This is a genomic window from Enterobacter cloacae complex sp. IR5384 (assembly GCF_049237265.1).
GTDB classification, from domain to species: domain Bacteria; phylum Pseudomonadota; class Gammaproteobacteria; order Enterobacterales; family Enterobacteriaceae; genus Enterobacter; species Enterobacter cloacae.
On sequence record NZ_JBMKHJ010000012.1, the window covers coordinates 68,751 to 86,774 of the forward strand.

Genomic DNA, 18,024 nt, shown 5'->3' on the forward strand with positions numbered 1-18,024 from the left:
CGCAACATGTCCTGGCGAATCAGCATTCTGGATAAAAGCCCCATCGCTGAAAATGAAACAGCCGCCGATGCGCTGGCGCGAACCCTGGCGCTGGCGCAACAGGCGGAAACTCTCGGTTATCACCGTTTCTGGATTGCCGAACACCACAACACCCCGCAGCTGGCCAGCCCCTCGCCGGAGTTATTGATTGCCTGGATCCTCGGGCAGACAACGCGTATCCGCGTGGGATCTGGCGGTGTCATGCTGCAACACTACAGCCCGTATAAAGTTGCAGAAAATTTCAATCTCCTGGCTGCCCTGGCTCCAGGACGCGTGGATCTGGGCGTTGGAAAAGCGCCTGGCGGTCTGCCGCTCTCCACCCGCGCGTTGCAACTCGGTCTGAATCAGCAGGAAAAGGGCAGTTTTGCCGAACAGCTGGCGCAGCTCGATAGCTGGATCCGTCCTGAAAATCAGTCCGCGGAGGAGGCGGTGCGCGCCACGCCGTTGCCGCCGGTTCCGGCGCAGGGATTTCTGCTGGGGGCGAGTGTCGAAAGTGCTCTGCTGGCCGCAAAGCTCAACTGGCATTTTGTCTTTGCCGCTCACCTGAATGGCGATCCCGACCTGCTGCGCGAGGTCATCACCACCTGGCGGGAACACAGCGCCCGGGAGGTGATTGTGGCGGTGCAGGTCATTGTGGCGGACTCTCAGGCCCAGGCGCACTCGCTGGCACAAAAGGTTGAAGTCTGGGGCGTGGAGCTGGCAAACGGCCAGCGCGTTACGGTGGCCAGCGAAGAGCAAGCCTATGCGTTTGCGCGTCAGGCAGGCAGCGAGCCGCTGCGTATAGCGCGTCGCGCGCAGTCGCTGGTGGCCGGGACCGCTGAGTCGGTACTGGCACAACTGGACGCTCTGCATCACCAGTGGGGGATTGACGAATTCATTATCGACACACCGGTTGCGGACGGCGCCGCGCGCGTGCAGTCCCTGCGTCTGCTGGCCCAGGCGCGACTTAACAGGGAGGTCAACGTATGCGTTTTGGCGAACAACTGATTGCCTGGCGTCGTGAGCTACACCAGCACCCGGAGCTGTCGGGCCAGGAGGTGGAAACAACCGCCCGTTTGCACCAGTGGCTGACCCATGCCGGTATTACGCCGCAGCCTTATGACTTGCCTACCGGTCTGGTGGCGGAGATCGGCACCGGCAACAAACTGATTGCCCTGCGGGCGGACATTGATGCCTTACCGATCGAAGAGCGCAGCGGGGTGGCGTTTAGCTCGCAGCGTGCAGGAGTGATGCACGCCTGCGGTCACGACATCCACACCAGCGTGATCCTCGGTGCGGCATTAAAACTAAAAGAACGTGAAGCGTTGCTCAACGGTCGCGTGCGGATCCTGTTCCAGCCTGCCGAAGAGAACTTTGGCGGTGCGAAGAGCATGGTGCGGGCCGGGGCGTTACGTGATGTCAGCGCCATCTTCGGTATGCACAACGAGCCGGGGTTGCCGGTGGGTGAGTTTGCCACCCGCGGCGGGCCGTTCTATGCCAACGTCGATCGGTTTGTGATCCGCATTACCGGCAAAGGTGCTCATGCCGCACGGCCTCATGAAGGCAACGACGCGATTGTGCTGGCAAGCCAGCTTGTTACCGCGTTGCAGAGCGTCGCCAGTCGCAACGTGAATACGCTGGACTCCGTTGTGCTGAGCGTAACGCGCATTGCGGGCGGCAATACCTGGAACGTCCTGCCGGAAAGCGTTGAGCTGGAAGGGACGCTGCGCACGCATCGCACGGAAGTTCAACAGAACGTCAAAGCGCGCGTCGGTGAAATCGCTGCCGGATTCGCCAGCGCCTTCAGTGCCCGGATTGATATCACCTGGTATGCCGGACCGACTGCGCTGGTCAATGACGAGCATTGGGCGGCGTTTGCCACGTCGGTCGCCCGGGAAGCGGGTTATGAAACGCAGCATGCCGAGTTGCATATGGGCGGAGAGGATTTTGCAGTCTATCTGCAGCAGATCCCCGGCGCGTTTGTCAGCATTGGCAGCAATAGCCCGTATGGTTTACATCACCCGGCCTTTAATCCGGACGAAGCATTAATTGAGCCGGCTGCCCGTTATTTTGCACAGCTTGCGGAAAAAGCCCTGCAACACGTTTAATTCAGAAGAGGTGAATATGTCTGCAATCCGACAATTGCGGCTGGGGACCATTTTGCACGGTGCTTCCGGGAATATGTCCGCCTGGCGCCATCCTGCGGCGGTCGCCGATGCCAGTATTAATTTTGATTTCGTCAAAGCGACGGCGTTAAAAGCAGAGGAGGGCAAGCTCGACTTTTTATTCGTAGCCGATGGCCTCTACATAAATGAGAAGTCGATCCCGCATTTTTTAAATCGCTTTGAGCCGTTAACGGTACTCTCCGCGCTGGCGAGCATTACCTCGCGTCTGGGGCTGGTGGGCACGTTATCCACCTCCTACAGCGAACCTTTTACCGTGGCGCGCCAGTTTGCCAGCCTGGATCATCTCAGCAACGGCCGCGCGGGCTGGAACGTCGTGACCTCGCCGCTGGAAGGGTCGGTCAGGAACTTCTCGCGTGAAAAACACCCCGAGCACGCGCTGCGCTACCGCATTGCGGATGAGTATCTCGATGTGGTGAAAGGGCTGTGGGACTCGTGGGAAGGCGATGCCTTTGTGCGCAACAAAGAGAGTGGTCAGTTTTTTGACCCCGCCAAACTGCATACCCTGGATCACCGGGGTGATTTCTTCCAGGTTGCCGGGCCACTCAATATTGGTCGCACGCCGCAGGGACGTCCGATAGTGTTCCAGGCGGGCGCATCGGACGACGGTAAAAAGCTGGCTGCGAAGCATGCCGATGCGATCTTCACCCACCATGAAACTCTCGAAGAAGCACAAGCGTTCTATCGTGATGTGAAGCAGCAGCTGGAAAACAACGGTCGTCGTGCCTCTGATTTGCACATCTTCCAGGGCGTGAGCGTGATTGTCGGAAAAGATGCCGAAGATGTGGAAAACCAGTACCAGACCACCGCGGCGCTGGTGTCGGTTAAGGATGCCCTCAATTATCTCGGACGCTATTTCGAACATCACGATTTCAGTCAGTATCCGCTCGACGAGCCGTTCCCGGACCTCGGCGATCTGGGGAAAAACAGCTTCCGCAGCACCACGGATGAGATAAAGCGTAATGCCCGCGAACGTCAGCTGACGCTGCGTCAGGTCGCGCTGGAAGCGGCCTCACCACGCCCCCGTTTTTCCGGTACGCCGGAGCAGGTGGCGGACGGCCTGCAGGCGTGGTTCGACGGCTATGCAGCCGACGGCTTCATCATCCAGGGCGGGACGCCAGATACCTTCCCGCGCTTTGTTGACCAGGTGGTGCCGGTGCTACAGGCCCGCGGCCTGTTTCGCACTGACTACCCCGGGACCACGCTGCGCGACAGCCTGGGCCTGGACGAACCCAAAAATAAGTTCACACAACAATAAAAGAGAACCCGCTATGCAGAAACCATCGCTTATTCTGGCGCTCGCGCTGGCCTTTACCCCTGCCGTCTGGGCAGAGAATGTGAACATTAACGGCACCGGCGTGAGCATTGAGGCCAACAAAACGCCGATCAATACCGCCAAAAACGGCGATGCCATCGCGCAGTTGCCGAAAGATTATCGCTTTGCCGTGCCGGGGAAATTTACCGTCGCGGTGGCGGGCCTCAATCAACCGCCGCTGACGGTTTTCTCGGATGACAACAAAACGCTTCTGGGAAGCGAAGTTGACGTGGCCCGTCTGGTGGCGGACAGCCTGGGGCTGGAGCTGAACGTGGTGCCAACCTCCTGGGAGGACTGGCCGCTGGGGGTGGCCTCCGGGAAATACGATGCGGCGATCAGCAACATCACCGTGACTAAAGCGCGTAAAGAGAAGTTTGATTTCGCCACCTACCGTAAGGATTCGCTCGGTTTCTATGTGAAATCAACCAGCCCAATCACATCCCTGCAGAAGGCGGAGGACATTGCCGGGCTGCGCATTATTGTGGGCTCAGGCACTAACCAGGAGGCCATCCTGCTGGCATGGAACGCCGAAAACCTTAAGAAGGGACTGAAACCGTTTACCCCGGTCTACACCAAAGATGACGCGGCACAAACGCTGGCGCTCCAGTCCGGGCGTGCGGATGCGTATTTTGGCCCAAACGTGATTGGCGCGTGGAAAGCGGCGCTGACCGGTAAAACCAAACTGGTGGGAAGCGTTGACGGCGGCTGGCCGAAGGCGGCGCATATCGCGGTGACGCTGAAAAAAGGCAGCGGCCTGGTGGAACCAGTGCAGACCGCGCTTAATGGCGTGATCAAAAACGGCGATTACGACAAAGTGCTGAACCGCTGGGGAGAAGGGGTGGAACGCATCCCGCAGTCGGAAGTCAACCCGGCCGGTCTGGGTGATTAAGGAGGCGTTATGAGCGAACAATTTCGTGACGTTTCGCCGGAAGATGCCGATCTTCAGCCCATCATCAATGGGCTGTTCGGTGAATACGCTGCCCGCTACGGTGACTATTTTTCGAAAGATGCTGAGGTCGAGCTCACCGAGTGGTATCTGGCGCCGCAGGGGCTGTTTATCGTCCTGGAGCGTGACGGGAAGATTATTGCCACCGGGGCGTACAAACCCTTCGACGAACGCACCGCAGAAATCAAACGCATCTGGACGGACAAAAGCCTGCGTCAGCAGGGGCTTGCGGGGCGCGTGGTGCAGGAGCTGGAGCGCCGGGCGGTGCTGGCAGGCTACAGCCAGATCTACCTGACCACCGGTTTTCGCCAGCCGGAAGCGGTACGGCTCTATCTTAGCCAGGGTTACCAGCCGCAGTTCGATCTCAACCGCAATCCGGAAGAGTACAGCCAGCCCCCGTTTGATGGTCGGTTGCGTTTCACCAAAACGCTGGTTCGTGAAGCGTTAAGTAAAACCGCATGAGGTACGATGATGAGCAACGTTGAAACCATAAAAGTGGTCCCGGCGCGTTATCCGCTGCGGGCCGTCGGTGCCGTGGTGGCACTGTTTGTCCTGGCGGTCGTTGTCCAGTCCGTCGCCTTTAACCCGCGCTGGGAGTGGTCTGTGTTTGCCCGCTGGTTCTTCGACCCGGTGATCCTTGAAGGCGTCGGCCAGACATTACTGCTGACGCTGATCGGCACCGCGCTGAGCGTGATTTTGGGCGGTATGCTCGCGCTGGCGAGACTCTCGTCATCCTGGCTGCTGAGCAGCCTGGCCTGGGGCTATATCTGGCTGTTTCGCTCGCTGCCCCTGATTGTAGTGCTGATCATCCTTTATAACTTTTCCTATCTCTACGACACGCTCTCGCTCGGGGTGCCGTTCACCGGCATGACCTGGGGCAGCTTTGAAACCATCAATGTGCTGGGGCAATTCTCTACCGCCGTTGTCGGGCTAACGCTGGTGCAGAGCGCCTATACCGCGGAGATCATTCGCGGGGGCTTCCTCGGCGTGGATCATGGTCAGTATGAAGCGGCCGCTGCGCTGGGGCTACCGGCCTGGCGTCGTACGGTGCGGATCATTCTGCCTCAGGCGCTGCGCACCATACTGCCGTCCGGGTTTAACGAAATCATCAGTCTCGCGAAGGGGACGGCGATGGTTTACGTGCTGGCCATGCCGGAGCTGTTCTACACCATCCAGATGATTTACAACCGCACGCAGGAGGTGATCCCGCTGCTGATGGTAGGTGCCGCCTGGTACCTGGTGATTACCACCGTGTTGTCCGCTATCCAGTATGGTGTTGAGCGGGGACTGGCCCGCAGCGAACGTCGCTCGGCGGTGAATCAGAACCGTACCCTCAGCCGTACCCGTTCCCGTTCCGTCACCACCACGCCCGCACAGGAGCCCGTCCATGCAAGCCTCTCATGAAGGACATATTTCCATTACCGGCGTCAGTAAATTCTTTGGTCGCCATAAAGCGCTCGATAACGTGTCGCTTGAGATCCCACCGGGATCCGTCACGGTGATCCTCGGACCGTCCGGCTCCGGTAAATCGACCCTGCTGCGCACCATTAACCACCTTGAGCGCGTCGACGAAGGGTTTATTCAGATTGACGGGGATTACATCGGCTATCGCCGTCGGGGTGACAAACTCTGCGAGTTAAAAGAGAAAGAGATCCTCAAACAGCGCGTCAATGTGGGTTATGTGTTCCAGAACTTTAATCTCTTCCCGCATCTCACGGTGCTGGAAAACCTGATTGAAGCGCCTGTCGCCCATAAAAAACTGAGCAAAAAAGAGGCCGTTGAGCAGGCGTATAGCCTGCTGGATGTGGTGGGGCTGCGTGATAAAGCGGATGCCTGGTCGCGCCATCTCTCCGGCGGGCAGCAGCAGCGCATCGCCATTGCCCGCGCGCTGGCGCTGCGTCCGCGCGTCATACTGTTTGATGAACCCACCTCGGCGCTAGACCCGGAGCTGGTGGGCGAAGTGCTGGATGTCATCAAGAAACTCGCCCGTTCCGGCACCACGCTGGTGGTGGTCACCCATGAGATCGGTTTCGCCAGAGAAGTGGCTGATCAGGTGGTGTTTATGGTCGACGGTAAAATTGTGGAGCAGGGCAGCAGCGACGAGGTGCTGAACCGGCCATCGCACGCGCGAACGCGTCAGTTCCTTTCCCGAGTCCTGTAAGGAGTACCCATGAAATATGGACTTCTGGCAGGGCTGGCCTTTACCGCCGCCAGCCATGCCAGTATTGATTTAAAAGCCAACGAGCAGCCGCTGCCGGTGACGGTGGATCAGCAGGCGGTGGCGAAGATCCCCGCTCATTACAAATTTGTCGAGCCGGGAACCCTCACGGTGGCCATTTCTGCGCTTAACTCACCGCCGCTGGCCCTGCTTGCCAGCGACAACCGTACGCGAATCGGCAGGCATCCGGATATCGCCCGGCTGCTGGCAGGCAGCCTGGGGCTAAAACTGAAGCTCGTTCCCACCGCCTGGGAAGACTGGCCGCTGGGGATCACTTCCGGGCGCTATGACGTGGCGCTGGTGAACATTGCGGTGACCGAACAGCGCAAAGAGAAGTTTGATTTTGCGACCTATCGCGTCGATTCGCTGGCGTTTACGGTGAAATCCACCAGTCTGGTGCGGTCGATTAACGGTCCTGAAGATCTTGCGGGTAAAAAGGTTATTGTCGGATCCGGCACCAATCAGGAGCGCATCCTGTTAGGCTGGAACGAGGAGAATAAAAAGGCCGGGCGTGAGCCCGCGCTGCCGGTGTACCTGACGGATGATGCCTCGGGCAATCTTTATATTCAGTCCGGGCGGGCGGATGTGTTCTTTGGACCACAGTCGGTCGCGGCGTATAAAGCCGCGCTGACAGGTAAAACGCGCGTTGTCGGGCTGGGCCCGAAAAAAGCGTATGTCGCCACGACCACCAAAAAAGGCAATCAACTGGTCTACGCCCTGCAGGCCGCGCTGGACGGCGCGATCACGCGCGGGGAGTATCAGAAGGTGCTGGCGCGCTGGGGAGAGCAGGGCGAAGCGGTGACACAGTCGGAGGTTAACCCGCCTGGGATCACATATTAATTGTGCTCTACACTTAGGATTTTCACTCCTGAGAGGGCAACATGATCAAACTTTATGGTGCACCCGGCTGGGGCTCGGCAATCAGCGAAGTGATGCTGACTCTGGCAGACATCCCTTACGAGTTTATTAATGTGGACGGGTTTGATGCGCCCGGTCCGCAGCGCGAATTGCTGCAAAGACTCAATCCATTGTGTCAGGTGCCGACACTGGCGCTGGAAAATGGCGCGATCATGACCGAAACAGCCGCCATCGCCCTGATGGTGCTCGACAGGTGTCCCGATCTGGCGCCGCCCGTCGGACAGGCAGAACGTCAGCAGTTTCAACGCTTGCTTATCTGGTTTGTCGCGAACGTCTATCCCACCTTTACCTATGCCGATTATCCCGAACGCTGGGTGCCTGACGCACCGGAACAGTTGAAGAAAAATTGTATCGAATACCGCAAATCCCTCTATTTGTGGTTCGATAGCCAACTCAAAGCGGCCCCGTTTGCGCTGGGGGAACAGCTTACGCTACTCGACGTCTATATTGCGGTCGCACGTACCTGGGGGCCACGGCATGCGTGGTTTGCCGAGAATACGCCAAAGATAACGGCCATTGCAGACGCCGTGTGTCAGCTTCCTGAACTGCACAAGGTGTTAAAGGCAAACGGCATTATCTGATAACGTGTAAACCTGATTCATAACAGGAAGCCTGCACATGCCACATGTAGATATCAAATGTTTTCCCCGGGATTTAAACGACGAACAAAAAAACGCGCTGGCGGCTGATATTGCCGAGGTGATAATTCGTCATTTCAACAGTAAAGACAGTTCAGTGTCGGTGGCGTTAAACCAGGTTAATCCTGAAGACTGGAAAGCGCAGGTCTGGGACAGCGAAATTGGCCCGAATCTGGATTCGTTGATTAAAAAGCCCGGCTATTCGATGTAATTTTATTTGCCGGGCAGCGGCCTCGTTGACCCGGCATTTAAGTTTCTCGCGACATTTCGCAAAAATCGATAATACGATCCTGTGGCGTTTCCGTTACACTTTCCCTCTCTAAAACTTTCACGAAATCATCTGGTAAGCACAGCAGTTGCGTTAAATTCAGTACAGGATAATTTTCTCATGACAAAATTACCTCAGTTCTCACTCGCCTTTTTTCATCCTCGTTACTGGCTCAGCTGGACAGGCATTGCAGCGCTCTGGTGCATTGTGCAGCTCCCGTATCCCCTTTTATTAAGAATCGGACACGGGCTTGGTCGTCTGGCCATGCGTTTGCTTCCCCGTCGTGTGGACATCGCTCGCCGCAACCTTGAGCTCTGTTTTCCCGACATGAAAAAGGATGAGCGCGAAAAGCTACTGCAGCGTAATTTTGAATCGGTTGGCATGGGCGTCATCGAAACCGGGATCGCCTGGTTCTGGCCTGACTGGCGGGTGCGTAAATGTTTCAGCGTCAGCGGATATGAACATATGGAAGAGGCGCGGGCCCGTGGAAACGGCGTGGTGCTCATCGGTATGCATTTTCTCACGCTTGAGCTTGGGGCGAGGATCTTTGGCATGCTCAACCCGGGTGTCGGTGTTTATCGCCCTAACAATAATGCGCTGCTGGACTGGCTGCAGACGCGCGGCCGTCTGCGCTCAAATAAAACCATGCTGGATCGCTACGACCTGAAGGGCATGATCCGCGCCCTGAAGCAGAATGACATTCTCTGGTACGCCCCGGATCATGACTACGGTAAAACCAACAGCGTCTTTGTACCGTTCTTTGCGGTTCCTGATGCCGCGACAACCGCCGGAAGTTATATGCTGGTGAAGAGTGCCAGACCGGCGGTGATCCCGTTCGTTCCACGCAGAAAGGCAGACGGCAGCGGTTACGAACTTATTATTCTTGAAGATATCGGCGAAACGCTGCAGGGCGGTGATAAAGCGTCGGTAGCCACGCAAATGAACAGGGCGATTGAGCGCGCGGTGCTGATGGCGCCGGAGCAATATATGTGGTTGCACCGACGCTTCAAAACCCGTCCTGAAGGCCAGCCGGACAGATATGCGCGCAAAAAAAGCGTGGTCACTTCCAACAGAACTGTATCTACAGGCGACATGCCTGAACAGTCAGGCATTCAGCACTAAAGTATGCCCTCACCGCAACGTGAGGGCAGGCTGACGGCTACAGCGCAGCCCTGCGGTACGGCGCATAATCTGCTTGCCACCAGGTCTCTTCAATCCGCGCCAGCAATATCTCATCCTCCATGGCTGGCGCAACACCTTGCTCAATGGCCGCTCTGGCGACGGCAAACGCGATATGGCGTGACACCGTTTCTATATGATCCACCGGCGGCAATAATCCACCTTTTTCGGTTGTCACCAGCGGCGACTGCGCGGCCAGGCTGCGGCTTGCCGCCATCAGCATCTCCTCGGTGACCCGGCGTGCATGGCAGGCCAGAATACCCAGCCCCAGCCCGGGGAATACATAGGCGTTATTACACTGGGCAATATCGTACTGCTCGCCCTGCCAGAACACCGGCGCAAACGGGCTGCCGGTGGCGACGAGCGCGGCGCCCTGTGTCCAGGCAATGAGATCCTGCGGTTGCGCCTCCGCGCGGGATGTGGGGTTAGAAAGCGGCATAATCACCGGACGCGGGCAGTGGCGATGCATCTCTTTCACAATCTCTTCGCTGAAGAGGCCCGGCTGGCCTGAGACCCCAATCATTACCGTCGGATGCGCGTTTTTAACCACGTCCATCAGCGAAATATTGTTCGACTCAACCTGCCAGTCGCGGATCGCCTCGCGCGCCGTGAGCAGGTTTTTCTGGAAGTCGAGGAGGTTGGTCATATCGTCAGTCAGCAGGCCAAAGCGATCGACCATAAAGATCCGACTGCGGGCTTCGGCTTCGGTTAGCCCGTCATCCATCATCAGCGCCACGATTTTTTCGGCGATGCCGCAACCGGCGGATCCGCTCCCCAGGAAGACCACGCGCTGATCGCGAACACGGGTCCCGGCAGCATGGGCGGCAGCAATCAGCGTGCCCGCGGTCACGGCGGCGGTACCCTGGATATCGTCGTTGAAACAGCACAGCTGGTCGCGGTAGCGCTGCAGCAGTCTGGTGGCGTTTTTCTGCGCGAAATCCTCAAACTGCAGCAATACATTGGGCCAGCGCTGCTTCACGGTACTGATAAACATGTCCATAAACTCGGCGTACTGATCGTCGCTGATGCGTGGGTGACGCCAGCCCATATACATGGGATCGTCCAGATGCTGCTGATTATTGGTGCCGACATCGAGCATAATCGGCAGAGTAGACGCCGGGTGGATCCCGCCGCAGGCGGTATATAACGAGAGTTTTCCAATGGGTATTCCCATCCCACCAATTCCCTGATCGCCAAGCCCCAGAATACGCTCTCCGTCGGTCACGACGATGACGCGAATATCATTGCGTGAGAAGCTTTGCAGCATTTCATCGATACGGTGACGATTGGGCCAGGAAATAAACAGCCCACGCGCGCGGCGATAAATAGTCGAGAAGTGTTCGCACGCTTCTCCTACCGTGGGGGTATAGATAATGGGTAACGTCTCTTTCAGGTGCGAACGCAACAGGTTGTAAAACAGCGTCTCATTAGTATCCTGGATATTACGCAGATAAACGTGGCGGGAAATATCGCTTTTAAAATGACAGAATTGTACCCAGGCGCGTTCGGTTTGTTCCTCGATGGTTTCAACGTTGTGTGGCAACAAACCGTGCAGATTAAAGTTATCGCGTTCTTCTTTAATAAATGCGAGCCCTTTATTTAATAACGGGTTTTCCAGTAATACAGCGCCGCTATAAGGGGTATACAGTACTTCTTTGCGAGACATGAATGACTCCTGAATTTCAATAATCGGATAAGGTTCAGTTGCAGGCGCAGGTTTATTTATGTCTGTCGTTTCGCGCTAATCTAGCGGTTAAGGATCATAGGCGTAGTGATAACGGTCACAGTCTTTCTGGTTTAATTAATTTCAAAACACCGATGCGGCGATTAAAAACTTTAGTTACGAAAAGATGAATTAAGTTATTTAAAAACAAATTCTCGTGCTGTTCACATTTCCGGCGAAATCGCCATGCTAATTTCTCGATGAACCATTTTTATAAATGGCAATTTGAATACGATTAAATATTAAAGCTTTATTAAGTACAGGCCAATTACGATTTATTCCTGTTTATTGATATCCGAACCTACTAATCCGGTGATTATATGAAAGATAATTCTGTAACCACGTCTCCAGTCGCTTCACGTTTTGCTTTTGGGTTGAGCAATGCTGAAGTTGGCGCGGTCCCGTTGATGCTGTTTGTCGGGATCGCGGCCATTGTGGCCACCTCCGCGTGGGCGGAGCTGCTGCCGAAAAACATGATCGGTGGACTCGCGGTGATCATGACGCTCGGTTTCGCCTTTGCCAAAATTGGCCGACAAATCCCGCTGCTGAAAGATATTGGTGGCCCGGCAATATTGTGCCTGATGCTGCCCTCGGTGCTGGTCTATTTTGGCGTATTCGAGAAACACACCCTGGATACGGTTCACCTGTTGATGAAAGAGGCCAATTTGCTCTATTTCGTCATCGCCTGTCTGGTGGTGGGGAGCATTTTGGGGATGAACCGCGTGCTGTTGATTCAGGGGATGATCCGCATGTTCGTTCCGCTGGTGGTGGGTACCCTGATGGCCGTGCTGACCGGCTTACTCGTTGGTTCGCTGTTTGGCTATACGCCGTATCACACCTTCTTCTTCATCATCGTACCGATTATCGGCGGAGGGATTGGCGAGGGAATTTTACCGTTGTCGCTGGCCTATTCGGCGATACTGGGTCAGACACCTGACGTCTACGTGGCGCAACTGGCACCCGCCGCCGTAGTGGGGAATATTTTTGCCATTATTTGTGCGGGTACGCTGGCGCGCCTCGGGGCAAAACGTCCCTCGCTTTCAGGCAATGGCATGTTAACCCGCAGCAAAGATGACACAAGCCTGTTTGCCAGCGCGCAGAGCGTACAGCAGACGGATTTCCATCTGATGGGGGGCGGGCTGCTGATGGTGTGTGCGTTTTTCATCGTTGGCGGACTGTTTGAGAAGCTGGTGCATATTCCCGGCCCGGTATTGATGATCCTCATCGCCGTGCTGTGCAAATACTTCAAGGTGATCCCGGCCTCCATGGAGCAGGGGGCGCACAGTTGCTATAAATTCGTCTCCGCTGCGCTGGTCTGGCCGTTGATGATTGGTCTCGGCATGCTGTACGTGCCGCTCGAGAGCGTGGTGTCGGTCTTTTCGGTGGGATACGTGGTGGTGTGCGGTTCGATCGTCATCGCAATGGCGCTGAGCGGCTATTTTATTGCGTCGCGCCTGAATATGTACCCGGTGGAAGCGGCGATTGTCACCTGCTGTCATAGCGGGCTGGGCGGGACAGGGGATGTGGCAATTCTTTCCGCGTCTAACCGCATGTCGCTGATGCCGTTTGCCCAGATTGCGACCCGCATTGGCGGTGCGTCGACGGTGATTTTCGCCACGCTTTTGATGGGCTGGTTAATGGCGCACTGATCCCGGATGTCAGAAGACTGAATCGCAACGACATTTTCAGCACGCCGTTGCGGTTCAGTTCTTTATAAATATCACTGCGCTGGATAGAATTACCGCATTCACAGCGACGGGAAACCGCACGATGACCGGAAGAGTTGATTACCAGATTGAAAAATTTCTCTTTACCGAAGCCGCCGAACCGGAACGTCTGACGCGCCAGTGGGCGGAGGTACTGGAAGAGTGTCGGGAGCAACAGGCCGGTGCAGAAGAACGTCTTCGTCTGGCGCTGCTGAATGTGGATTACGTCACCAGCTTTGAGCTTCCTTTCCGGTTACTCCTCACCCGCGCCCCGCAGTTAATTGACGGCCTCAGAAAAGAGCTTCAACTCAGCCAAAAAAATGTGCTTTTTAACGGCAAGCGCTTCGGCTGTGTTTATAGCCTGAAAATGAATCTGGACGGGATCCCCGATGAATTTAACTACCACCTGAAAACGCGTATCCAGCGCAGTGATAGCGAAGGGGGGAGCGAAGTGCCGTACCGGCAAATCGCCCAGCAGGTGAAAGCGCCCCGTGAGCGATTAAAGTTAGCGCTGGAAAACGGGCTCGCGGTAACCGCACTCGACGGGCTTTTCTGGTTCGGCATTCAGCGCATCGCGGCCGATGTGCAACGGTTGCGCAAAACGGGGATGAGAATAACCACCTCCGGGACCGAGGTCTTTGATACGCTGACCAGGACCCGACGGCAGATCCCGGTCTATCGTCAGGAAAAAGCGTAGCGTTGCCACGAATATTAACGTAACCGCAGGGCTATTCAGCCCGCAGCAATATCGCCATCAGCCCAGGAAAACGGGCATCCAGATCGTCTCTTCGCAGTGAAATCATATTCTCTCGCCCCTGCGGGCGCTGCCAGATTACACCGCTGTCGCGCAGTACGCGCCAGTGGTGGGTCATGGTGGATTTCACCACATCGTCCGGGCGCAGCGCGTTGCAGCTCAGTTCACTGCCATCGGCCAGCCTGCGGATAATCGATAGCCGGAGCGGGTTGCCGAGAGCAAACAGCACATTTTCCAGCAGTATTTGTTCAGGTTCGGGGTGGTTTGGGATCATCGTTTTCCTGCGTCAACGTTCAGATTGAGCTATATCAACAATAGGTCAACCGTGAAAAAATAGTTCGATAATACTCGTACAATAGGACTATTATAGCAAACGAACACACAGGCGACCATCCCGGTCGTCACAACTCAGTCTTACAGACTTAAGGAAATATTATGCCCCGACCCATCCCTCTCGAACGTTATCGCAACATCGGTATTTCCGCGCATATCGATGCCGGTAAAACGACAACCACCGAACGCATCCTGTTTTACACCGGGATGAGCCACAAGCTGGGTGAAGTACACGATGGCGCGGCAACAACCGACTGGATGGCGCAGGAGCAAGAGCGCGGGATCACCATTACCTCCGCGGCCGTCAGCTGCTTCTGGCCGGGTATGGACAGAGGGTTTGAACCGCACCGGATCAATATCATCGACACCCCGGGGCACGTGGATTTCACCATTGAGGTGGAACGTTCCATGCGCGTGCTGGACGGTGCCGTCATGGTGTACGACTCCGTGGGTGGCGTCCAGCCACAGTCAGAGACCGTCTGGCGTCAGGCGAATAAATATCATGTGCCGCGCCTGGCGTTCGTCAACAAAATGGACCGTCCGGGTGCCGATTTCTTCCGCGTCGTACGGATGATGCAGGAACGCCTGAAGGCGAATCCGGTGCCTGTTGTGATCCCTGTGGGCGCGGAAGAGCATTTCACCGGCGTGGTGGATCTCATCAAGATGCGTACCATTGTGTGGGATGATGCCACACAGGGCATGGTGTTTAACTATGCGCCGGTACCGGACGAATTGCTGAGCACCGCGCAGGAGTGGCGGGAAAAAATGGTCTCTGCGGCAGCAGAAGCCAGCGACGCGCTGATGGATAAATACCTGGAGACGGGCGACCTTGATGAGGCTGAGATCATCAAAGGGCTGCGTATTCGGACCATCTCCGGTGAAATCCAGCCGATGCTGTGCGGCAGCGCCTTTAAAAACAAAGGGGTACAGCGCATGCTCGATGCGGTGATTGAGCTGATGCCATCCCCGCTGGATGTACCGGCCATCGACGGTGTGGACGAAAAAGGGCAGCATGCGGAGCGTCATCCAAGTGATGAAGAGCCGTTTTCTGCGCTGGCGTTCAAACTGATGAGCGATCCGTACGTCGGGCAACTGACCTTTATCCGCGTTTACTCTGGCGTGTTGAGAAAAGGCGACGCGGTGTACAACCCGGTGAAGGGCAAGAAAGAGCGTATCGGACGCATCGTGCTGATGCATGCCAACGATCGTCACGAGGTGGACGAGCTGCGCGCCGGTGATATTGCGGCCTGTGTGGGTCTGAAGGATGTGACCACCGGGGACACGCTCACCGATCCGAATGCGATCATCACGCTTGAGCGAATGGAGTTCCCGGACCCGGTGATCTCCCTTGCCATCGAGCCAAAAACCAAGGGCGATCAGGAGAAAATGGGCATTGCCCTGCAACGCCTGGCGGCGGAAGATCCGTCTTTCCGTCTGCATACCGATGAAGAGTCCGGCCAGACGATTATCTCCGGTATGGGTGAGCTACATCTTGAGATTATCGTCGATCGCATGAAGCGTGAGTTTGGCGTCGAGGCGAACATCGGCCGTCCGCAGGTGACCTACCGCGAGACGCTGCGCAAAGCGGTGAAAGATATCGAAGGCAAATTTGTCCGGCAGTCCGGCGGTAAAGGGCAGTACGGGCATGTGGTCCTGAGCCTTGAGCCGTTAGAGCCTGGTAGTGGCTTCAAGTTTGAAGATGCCACGAAGGGTGGCGTGGTGCCGCGTGAGTATATTCCCTCTGTGGAAAAAGGGCTGCGCGAAGCCATGAACAGCGGCGTGCTGGCGGGGTATCCGGTTGTCGATGTAAAAGCGACCCTGACCTTTGGGTCGTATCACGACGTCGACTCCTCGGAAATGGCGTTCCGCATGGCGGCGATCCTCGGGTTTAAAGAGGGCGCTCGCAGAGCGGATCCGGTGATCCTTGAGCCGGTGATGCATGTCGAGGTGGAAACGCCGGAAGAGTACGCCGGTAATATTATGGGCGATCTCTCATCCCGTCGTGGCATGGTGCAGGGCATGGAAGAGCAGTACGGCAGCCAGATTATCCGCGCTGACGTGCCGCTGGCAGAGATGTTTGGATACGCCACCACGCTGCGCTCGATGTCGCAAGGGCGCGCGACCTACACGATGGAGTTCCACCATTTTGCGGAAGCACCGCGCAATGTGGCGGATGAGATTATTGCCCGGCGTGCGAAGTAATACGTTCACCCTCTCCCCGATGGGGGGAGGGTATATCAATCCAGCGCCTTCACCATTTTCCCACTCGCCACAAACGTCCCGGCTCCCAGATGGTGCAGGGTATTCAGCTTATCCCCGTCAAACTGCCAGCGTCCGGCGACAAACGCGCGTTCATCGGCAGCGGCTGAAACCACTTCCCCGAACAGCGTATCGTACTTTTCTGCCGCAGATGTAACGGGTAATAACCGGCACTCCATCCACGCCAGACATTTATCTTCAATGACGGGCAGGCCGAGTGCCGGACCGTTCACCACCGGGATGCCGTAGCAGTTGAATTTGTCTTCGTCGCGCCCGCTAATGCTACCGACCGCGTAGGTCCAGTTGGCGGCGGACACGCCGGGAATGACGATGCCAAATTGCCCGCTGCGTTCAATCAGTTCACGCGACCAAGTGCTTTTATCCACCACAATGGCGATACGCGGTGGTTCAAACTCAACCGGCATCGACCACGCGGCAGCCATAACGTTACGCCTGTCCAGGGTTTCATCCCGACTGGTGATAAGCACGGTAGGACCATGGTTTAAAAGACGGCTGGCATGACGTAATTCAACAGGACGAAAGTGGCTCATAGGGTCTCCTCATCAATAACGATGAGTATGGCGAAAAAGCACGGAAATCAAAGTGGACGCGTAAAATTAGTTTATAAACAGAACATCACTGTTAAAGGAAACTGATGCATGTCCCCATTTCTGACTGCCTATTTCGCCCGCATCTGCTGGAAACAACCGGCTACTGTTGATATCGACACCTTGCGCGCGCTGCATTTACATCACAACTGTGCGATCCCGTTTGAAAATATCGATGTCGTTCTGCCGCGCGAAATACAGCTCGACGATCAAAGCCTTGTCGACAAACTTGTTAAGGCGCGTCGCGGGGGGTATTGCTTTGAACAAAATGGCTTGTTTGAGCGCGTGTTGCGCGAAGTTGGGTTTACGGTGCGCAGCGTGCTGGGACGTGTGGTATTAGCGAATCCACCGCAAATGCCGCCGCGCACGCATCGCCTGTTGCTCGTCGAACTTAACGGCGAGCGCTGGATTGCCGACGTTGGATTTGGCGGCCAGACGCTGACGGCACCGATTCGTCTGCTTGCCAACGAAGAGCAGGAGACGCCGCACGGTCTGTATCGTCTGCTGAGCGAGGGGAACGACTGGGTACTGCAATTCCGTCACCATGAGCACTGGCAGTCGATGTACCACTTTGACCTGACGACACAATATTTCAGTGATTACGTCATGGGGAATTTCTGGTCGGCGCACTGGCCGCAGTCCCATTTCCGCCATCATCTGCTGATGTGCCGCCATCTGCCTGACGGCGGCAAACTGACGCTGACCAACTTCAACTTTACTCACTGGCAAAAGGGCCATGTAGAGGAGCAGATCCATCTTCCCGATGCTGCGGCGCTGTATCAGTTGATGCAGGAGCGCTTCGGGCTGGGTGTTGACGATCCGAAGCACGGTTTTTCACTGGCGGAGCTGACGGCGGTGATGGCAGGGTTTGATACACATCCTCAGGCCGGGAAATAGCCCGGTGGCAGCTACGCCTTACCGGGCCGACAGATGCTTGAACGTAGGTCGGGTAAGGCGC

The 18,024-nt window shown here is 56.4% G+C and carries 16 protein-coding genes and 1 pseudogene; 14 read left to right on the forward strand and 3 right to left on the reverse strand.

What is annotated here, in order from left to right; all coding sequences use genetic code 11:
- The first annotated feature begins 6 nt into the window (after positions 1–6).
- From ACOTX3_RS12175 to ACOTX3_RS12220, 10 genes and pseudogenes are all read left to right on the forward strand, one after another.
- A complete protein-coding gene (locus ACOTX3_RS12175) occupies positions 7–1,026 on the forward strand; it encodes an LLM class flavin-dependent oxidoreductase (RefSeq protein ID WP_038981846.1) in 1,020 nt (339 codons plus the stop codon).
- Positions 1,005–2,126, forward strand: a complete 1,122-nt coding sequence (locus ACOTX3_RS12180) for an amidohydrolase (protein WP_058678645.1) — start codon at positions 1,005–1,007, stop codon at positions 2,124–2,126. Before ACOTX3_RS12175 ends, ACOTX3_RS12180 begins: the two co-directional genes overlap by 22 nt.
- A gap of 16 nt (positions 2,127–2,142) precedes the next feature.
- A pseudogene (locus ACOTX3_RS12185) lies at positions 2,143–4,405 on the forward strand (NtaA/DmoA family FMN-dependent monooxygenase).
- Between the two features lie 9 nt (positions 4,406–4,414).
- Positions 4,415–4,924, forward strand: a complete 510-nt coding sequence (locus ACOTX3_RS12190; protein ID WP_058678647.1) for a GNAT family N-acetyltransferase — start codon at positions 4,415–4,417, stop codon at positions 4,922–4,924.
- 9 nt (positions 4,925–4,933) lie between these two features.
- A complete protein-coding gene (locus ACOTX3_RS12195; RefSeq protein WP_023621243.1) occupies positions 4,934–5,866 on the forward strand; it encodes an amino acid ABC transporter permease in 933 nt (310 codons plus the stop codon).
- Positions 5,850–6,623 carry an amino acid ABC transporter ATP-binding protein gene (locus ACOTX3_RS12200; RefSeq protein ID WP_127869039.1) on the forward strand — a complete coding sequence of 258 codons (774 nt, stop codon included), beginning with the start codon at positions 5,850–5,852 and terminating at the stop codon, positions 6,621–6,623. Before ACOTX3_RS12195 ends, ACOTX3_RS12200 begins: the two co-directional genes overlap by 17 nt.
- A 9-nt stretch (positions 6,624–6,632) precedes the next feature.
- Positions 6,633–7,520, forward strand: coding sequence for a transporter substrate-binding domain-containing protein (locus tag ACOTX3_RS12205; RefSeq protein WP_058678649.1), 888 nt, complete (start codon positions 6,633–6,635; stop codon positions 7,518–7,520).
- 41 nt (positions 7,521–7,561) lie between these two features.
- Positions 7,562–8,179, forward strand: coding sequence for a glutathione S-transferase family protein (locus ACOTX3_RS12210; protein ID WP_013096501.1), 618 nt, complete (start codon positions 7,562–7,564; stop codon positions 8,177–8,179).
- A 37-nt stretch (positions 8,180–8,216) separates the two neighbouring features.
- Positions 8,217–8,447 carry a tautomerase PptA gene (gene pptA / locus ACOTX3_RS12215; protein WP_023621239.1) on the forward strand — a complete coding sequence of 77 codons (231 nt, stop codon included), beginning with the start codon at positions 8,217–8,219 and terminating at the stop codon, positions 8,445–8,447.
- 177 nt (positions 8,448–8,624) lie between these two features.
- Positions 8,625–9,626, forward strand: a complete 1,002-nt coding sequence (locus tag ACOTX3_RS12220; RefSeq protein ID WP_045903032.1) for a Kdo(2)-lipid IV(A) acyltransferase — start codon at positions 8,625–8,627, stop codon at positions 9,624–9,626.
- Positions 9,627–9,663: 37 nt separating this feature from the next.
- On the opposite strand, the gene ACOTX3_RS12225 is transcribed toward ACOTX3_RS12220, so the two are convergent.
- Positions 9,664–11,349 carry an NAD-dependent malic enzyme gene (locus ACOTX3_RS12225; protein ID WP_058678650.1) on the reverse strand — a complete coding sequence of 562 codons (1,686 nt, stop codon included), beginning with the start codon at positions 11,347–11,349 and terminating at the stop codon, positions 9,664–9,666.
- A gap of 377 nt (positions 11,350–11,726) precedes the next feature.
- Here ACOTX3_RS12225 and ACOTX3_RS12230 point away from each other — a divergent pair, with 377 nt between their 5' ends.
- On the forward strand, positions 11,727–13,055 hold the full coding sequence (locus ACOTX3_RS12230) for a 2-hydroxycarboxylate transporter family protein (RefSeq protein WP_048972818.1): 1,329 nt from the start codon (positions 11,727–11,729) through the stop codon (positions 13,053–13,055).
- A gap of 121 nt (positions 13,056–13,176) precedes the next feature.
- Positions 13,177–13,809, forward strand: coding sequence for a DNA-binding protein (locus tag ACOTX3_RS12235; protein ID WP_013096506.1), 633 nt, complete (start codon positions 13,177–13,179; stop codon positions 13,807–13,809).
- A 31-nt stretch (positions 13,810–13,840) separates the two neighbouring features.
- On the opposite strand, the gene ACOTX3_RS12240 is transcribed toward ACOTX3_RS12235, so the two are convergent.
- A complete protein-coding gene (locus ACOTX3_RS12240; RefSeq protein WP_013096507.1) occupies positions 13,841–14,140 on the reverse strand; it encodes an ArsR/SmtB family transcription factor in 300 nt (99 codons plus the stop codon).
- Positions 14,141–14,301: 161 nt separating this feature from the next.
- Here ACOTX3_RS12240 and fusA point away from each other — a divergent pair, with 161 nt between their 5' ends.
- Positions 14,302–16,401, forward strand: coding sequence for an elongation factor G (gene fusA / locus ACOTX3_RS12245; protein WP_058678651.1), 2,100 nt, complete (start codon positions 14,302–14,304; stop codon positions 16,399–16,401).
- Positions 16,402–16,436: 35 nt separating this feature from the next.
- On the opposite strand, the gene ACOTX3_RS12250 is transcribed toward fusA, so the two are convergent.
- Positions 16,437–17,009, reverse strand: a complete 573-nt coding sequence (locus tag ACOTX3_RS12250; protein ID WP_058678652.1) for a flavin reductase family protein — start codon at positions 17,007–17,009, stop codon at positions 16,437–16,439.
- Positions 17,010–17,117: 108 nt separating this feature from the next.
- Here ACOTX3_RS12250 and nhoA point away from each other — a divergent pair, with 108 nt between their 5' ends.
- Positions 17,118–17,963, forward strand: coding sequence for an N-hydroxyarylamine O-acetyltransferase (gene nhoA, locus ACOTX3_RS12255; RefSeq protein ID WP_127869040.1), 846 nt, complete (start codon positions 17,118–17,120; stop codon positions 17,961–17,963).
- Positions 17,964–18,024: the final 61 nt, after the last annotated feature.

Coding starts and splice junctions, on each gene's coding strand:
- ACOTX3_RS12175 (WP_038981846.1), top strand. CDS start 7: ATGTCCTGGCGAATCAGCATTCTGGATAAAAGCCCCATCGCTGAAAAT.
- ACOTX3_RS12180 (WP_058678645.1), top strand. CDS start 1,005: ATGCGTTTTGGCGAACAACTGATTGCCTGGCGTCGTGAGCTACACCAG.
- ACOTX3_RS12190 (WP_058678647.1), top strand. CDS start 4,415: ATGAGCGAACAATTTCGTGACGTTTCGCCGGAAGATGCCGATCTTCAG.
- ACOTX3_RS12195 (WP_023621243.1), top strand. CDS start 4,934: ATGAGCAACGTTGAAACCATAAAAGTGGTCCCGGCGCGTTATCCGCTG.
- ACOTX3_RS12200 (WP_127869039.1), top strand. CDS start 5,850: ATGCAAGCCTCTCATGAAGGACATATTTCCATTACCGGCGTCAGTAAA.
- ACOTX3_RS12205 (WP_058678649.1), top strand. CDS start 6,633: ATGAAATATGGACTTCTGGCAGGGCTGGCCTTTACCGCCGCCAGCCAT.
- ACOTX3_RS12210 (WP_013096501.1), top strand. CDS start 7,562: ATGATCAAACTTTATGGTGCACCCGGCTGGGGCTCGGCAATCAGCGAA.
- pptA (WP_023621239.1), top strand. CDS start 8,217: ATGCCACATGTAGATATCAAATGTTTTCCCCGGGATTTAAACGACGAA.
- ACOTX3_RS12220 (WP_045903032.1), top strand. CDS start 8,625: ATGACAAAATTACCTCAGTTCTCACTCGCCTTTTTTCATCCTCGTTAC.
- ACOTX3_RS12225 (WP_058678650.1), bottom strand. CDS start 11,349: ATGTCTCGCAAAGAAGTACTGTATACCCCTTATAGCGGCGCTGTATTA.
- ACOTX3_RS12230 (WP_048972818.1), top strand. CDS start 11,727: ATGAAAGATAATTCTGTAACCACGTCTCCAGTCGCTTCACGTTTTGCT.
- ACOTX3_RS12235 (WP_013096506.1), top strand. CDS start 13,177: ATGACCGGAAGAGTTGATTACCAGATTGAAAAATTTCTCTTTACCGAA.
- ACOTX3_RS12240 (WP_013096507.1), bottom strand. CDS start 14,140: ATGATCCCAAACCACCCCGAACCTGAACAAATACTGCTGGAAAATGTG.
- fusA (WP_058678651.1), top strand. CDS start 14,302: ATGCCCCGACCCATCCCTCTCGAACGTTATCGCAACATCGGTATTTCC.
- ACOTX3_RS12250 (WP_058678652.1), bottom strand. CDS start 17,009: ATGAGCCACTTTCGTCCTGTTGAATTACGTCATGCCAGCCGTCTTTTA.
- nhoA (WP_127869040.1), top strand. CDS start 17,118: ATGTCCCCATTTCTGACTGCCTATTTCGCCCGCATCTGCTGGAAACAA.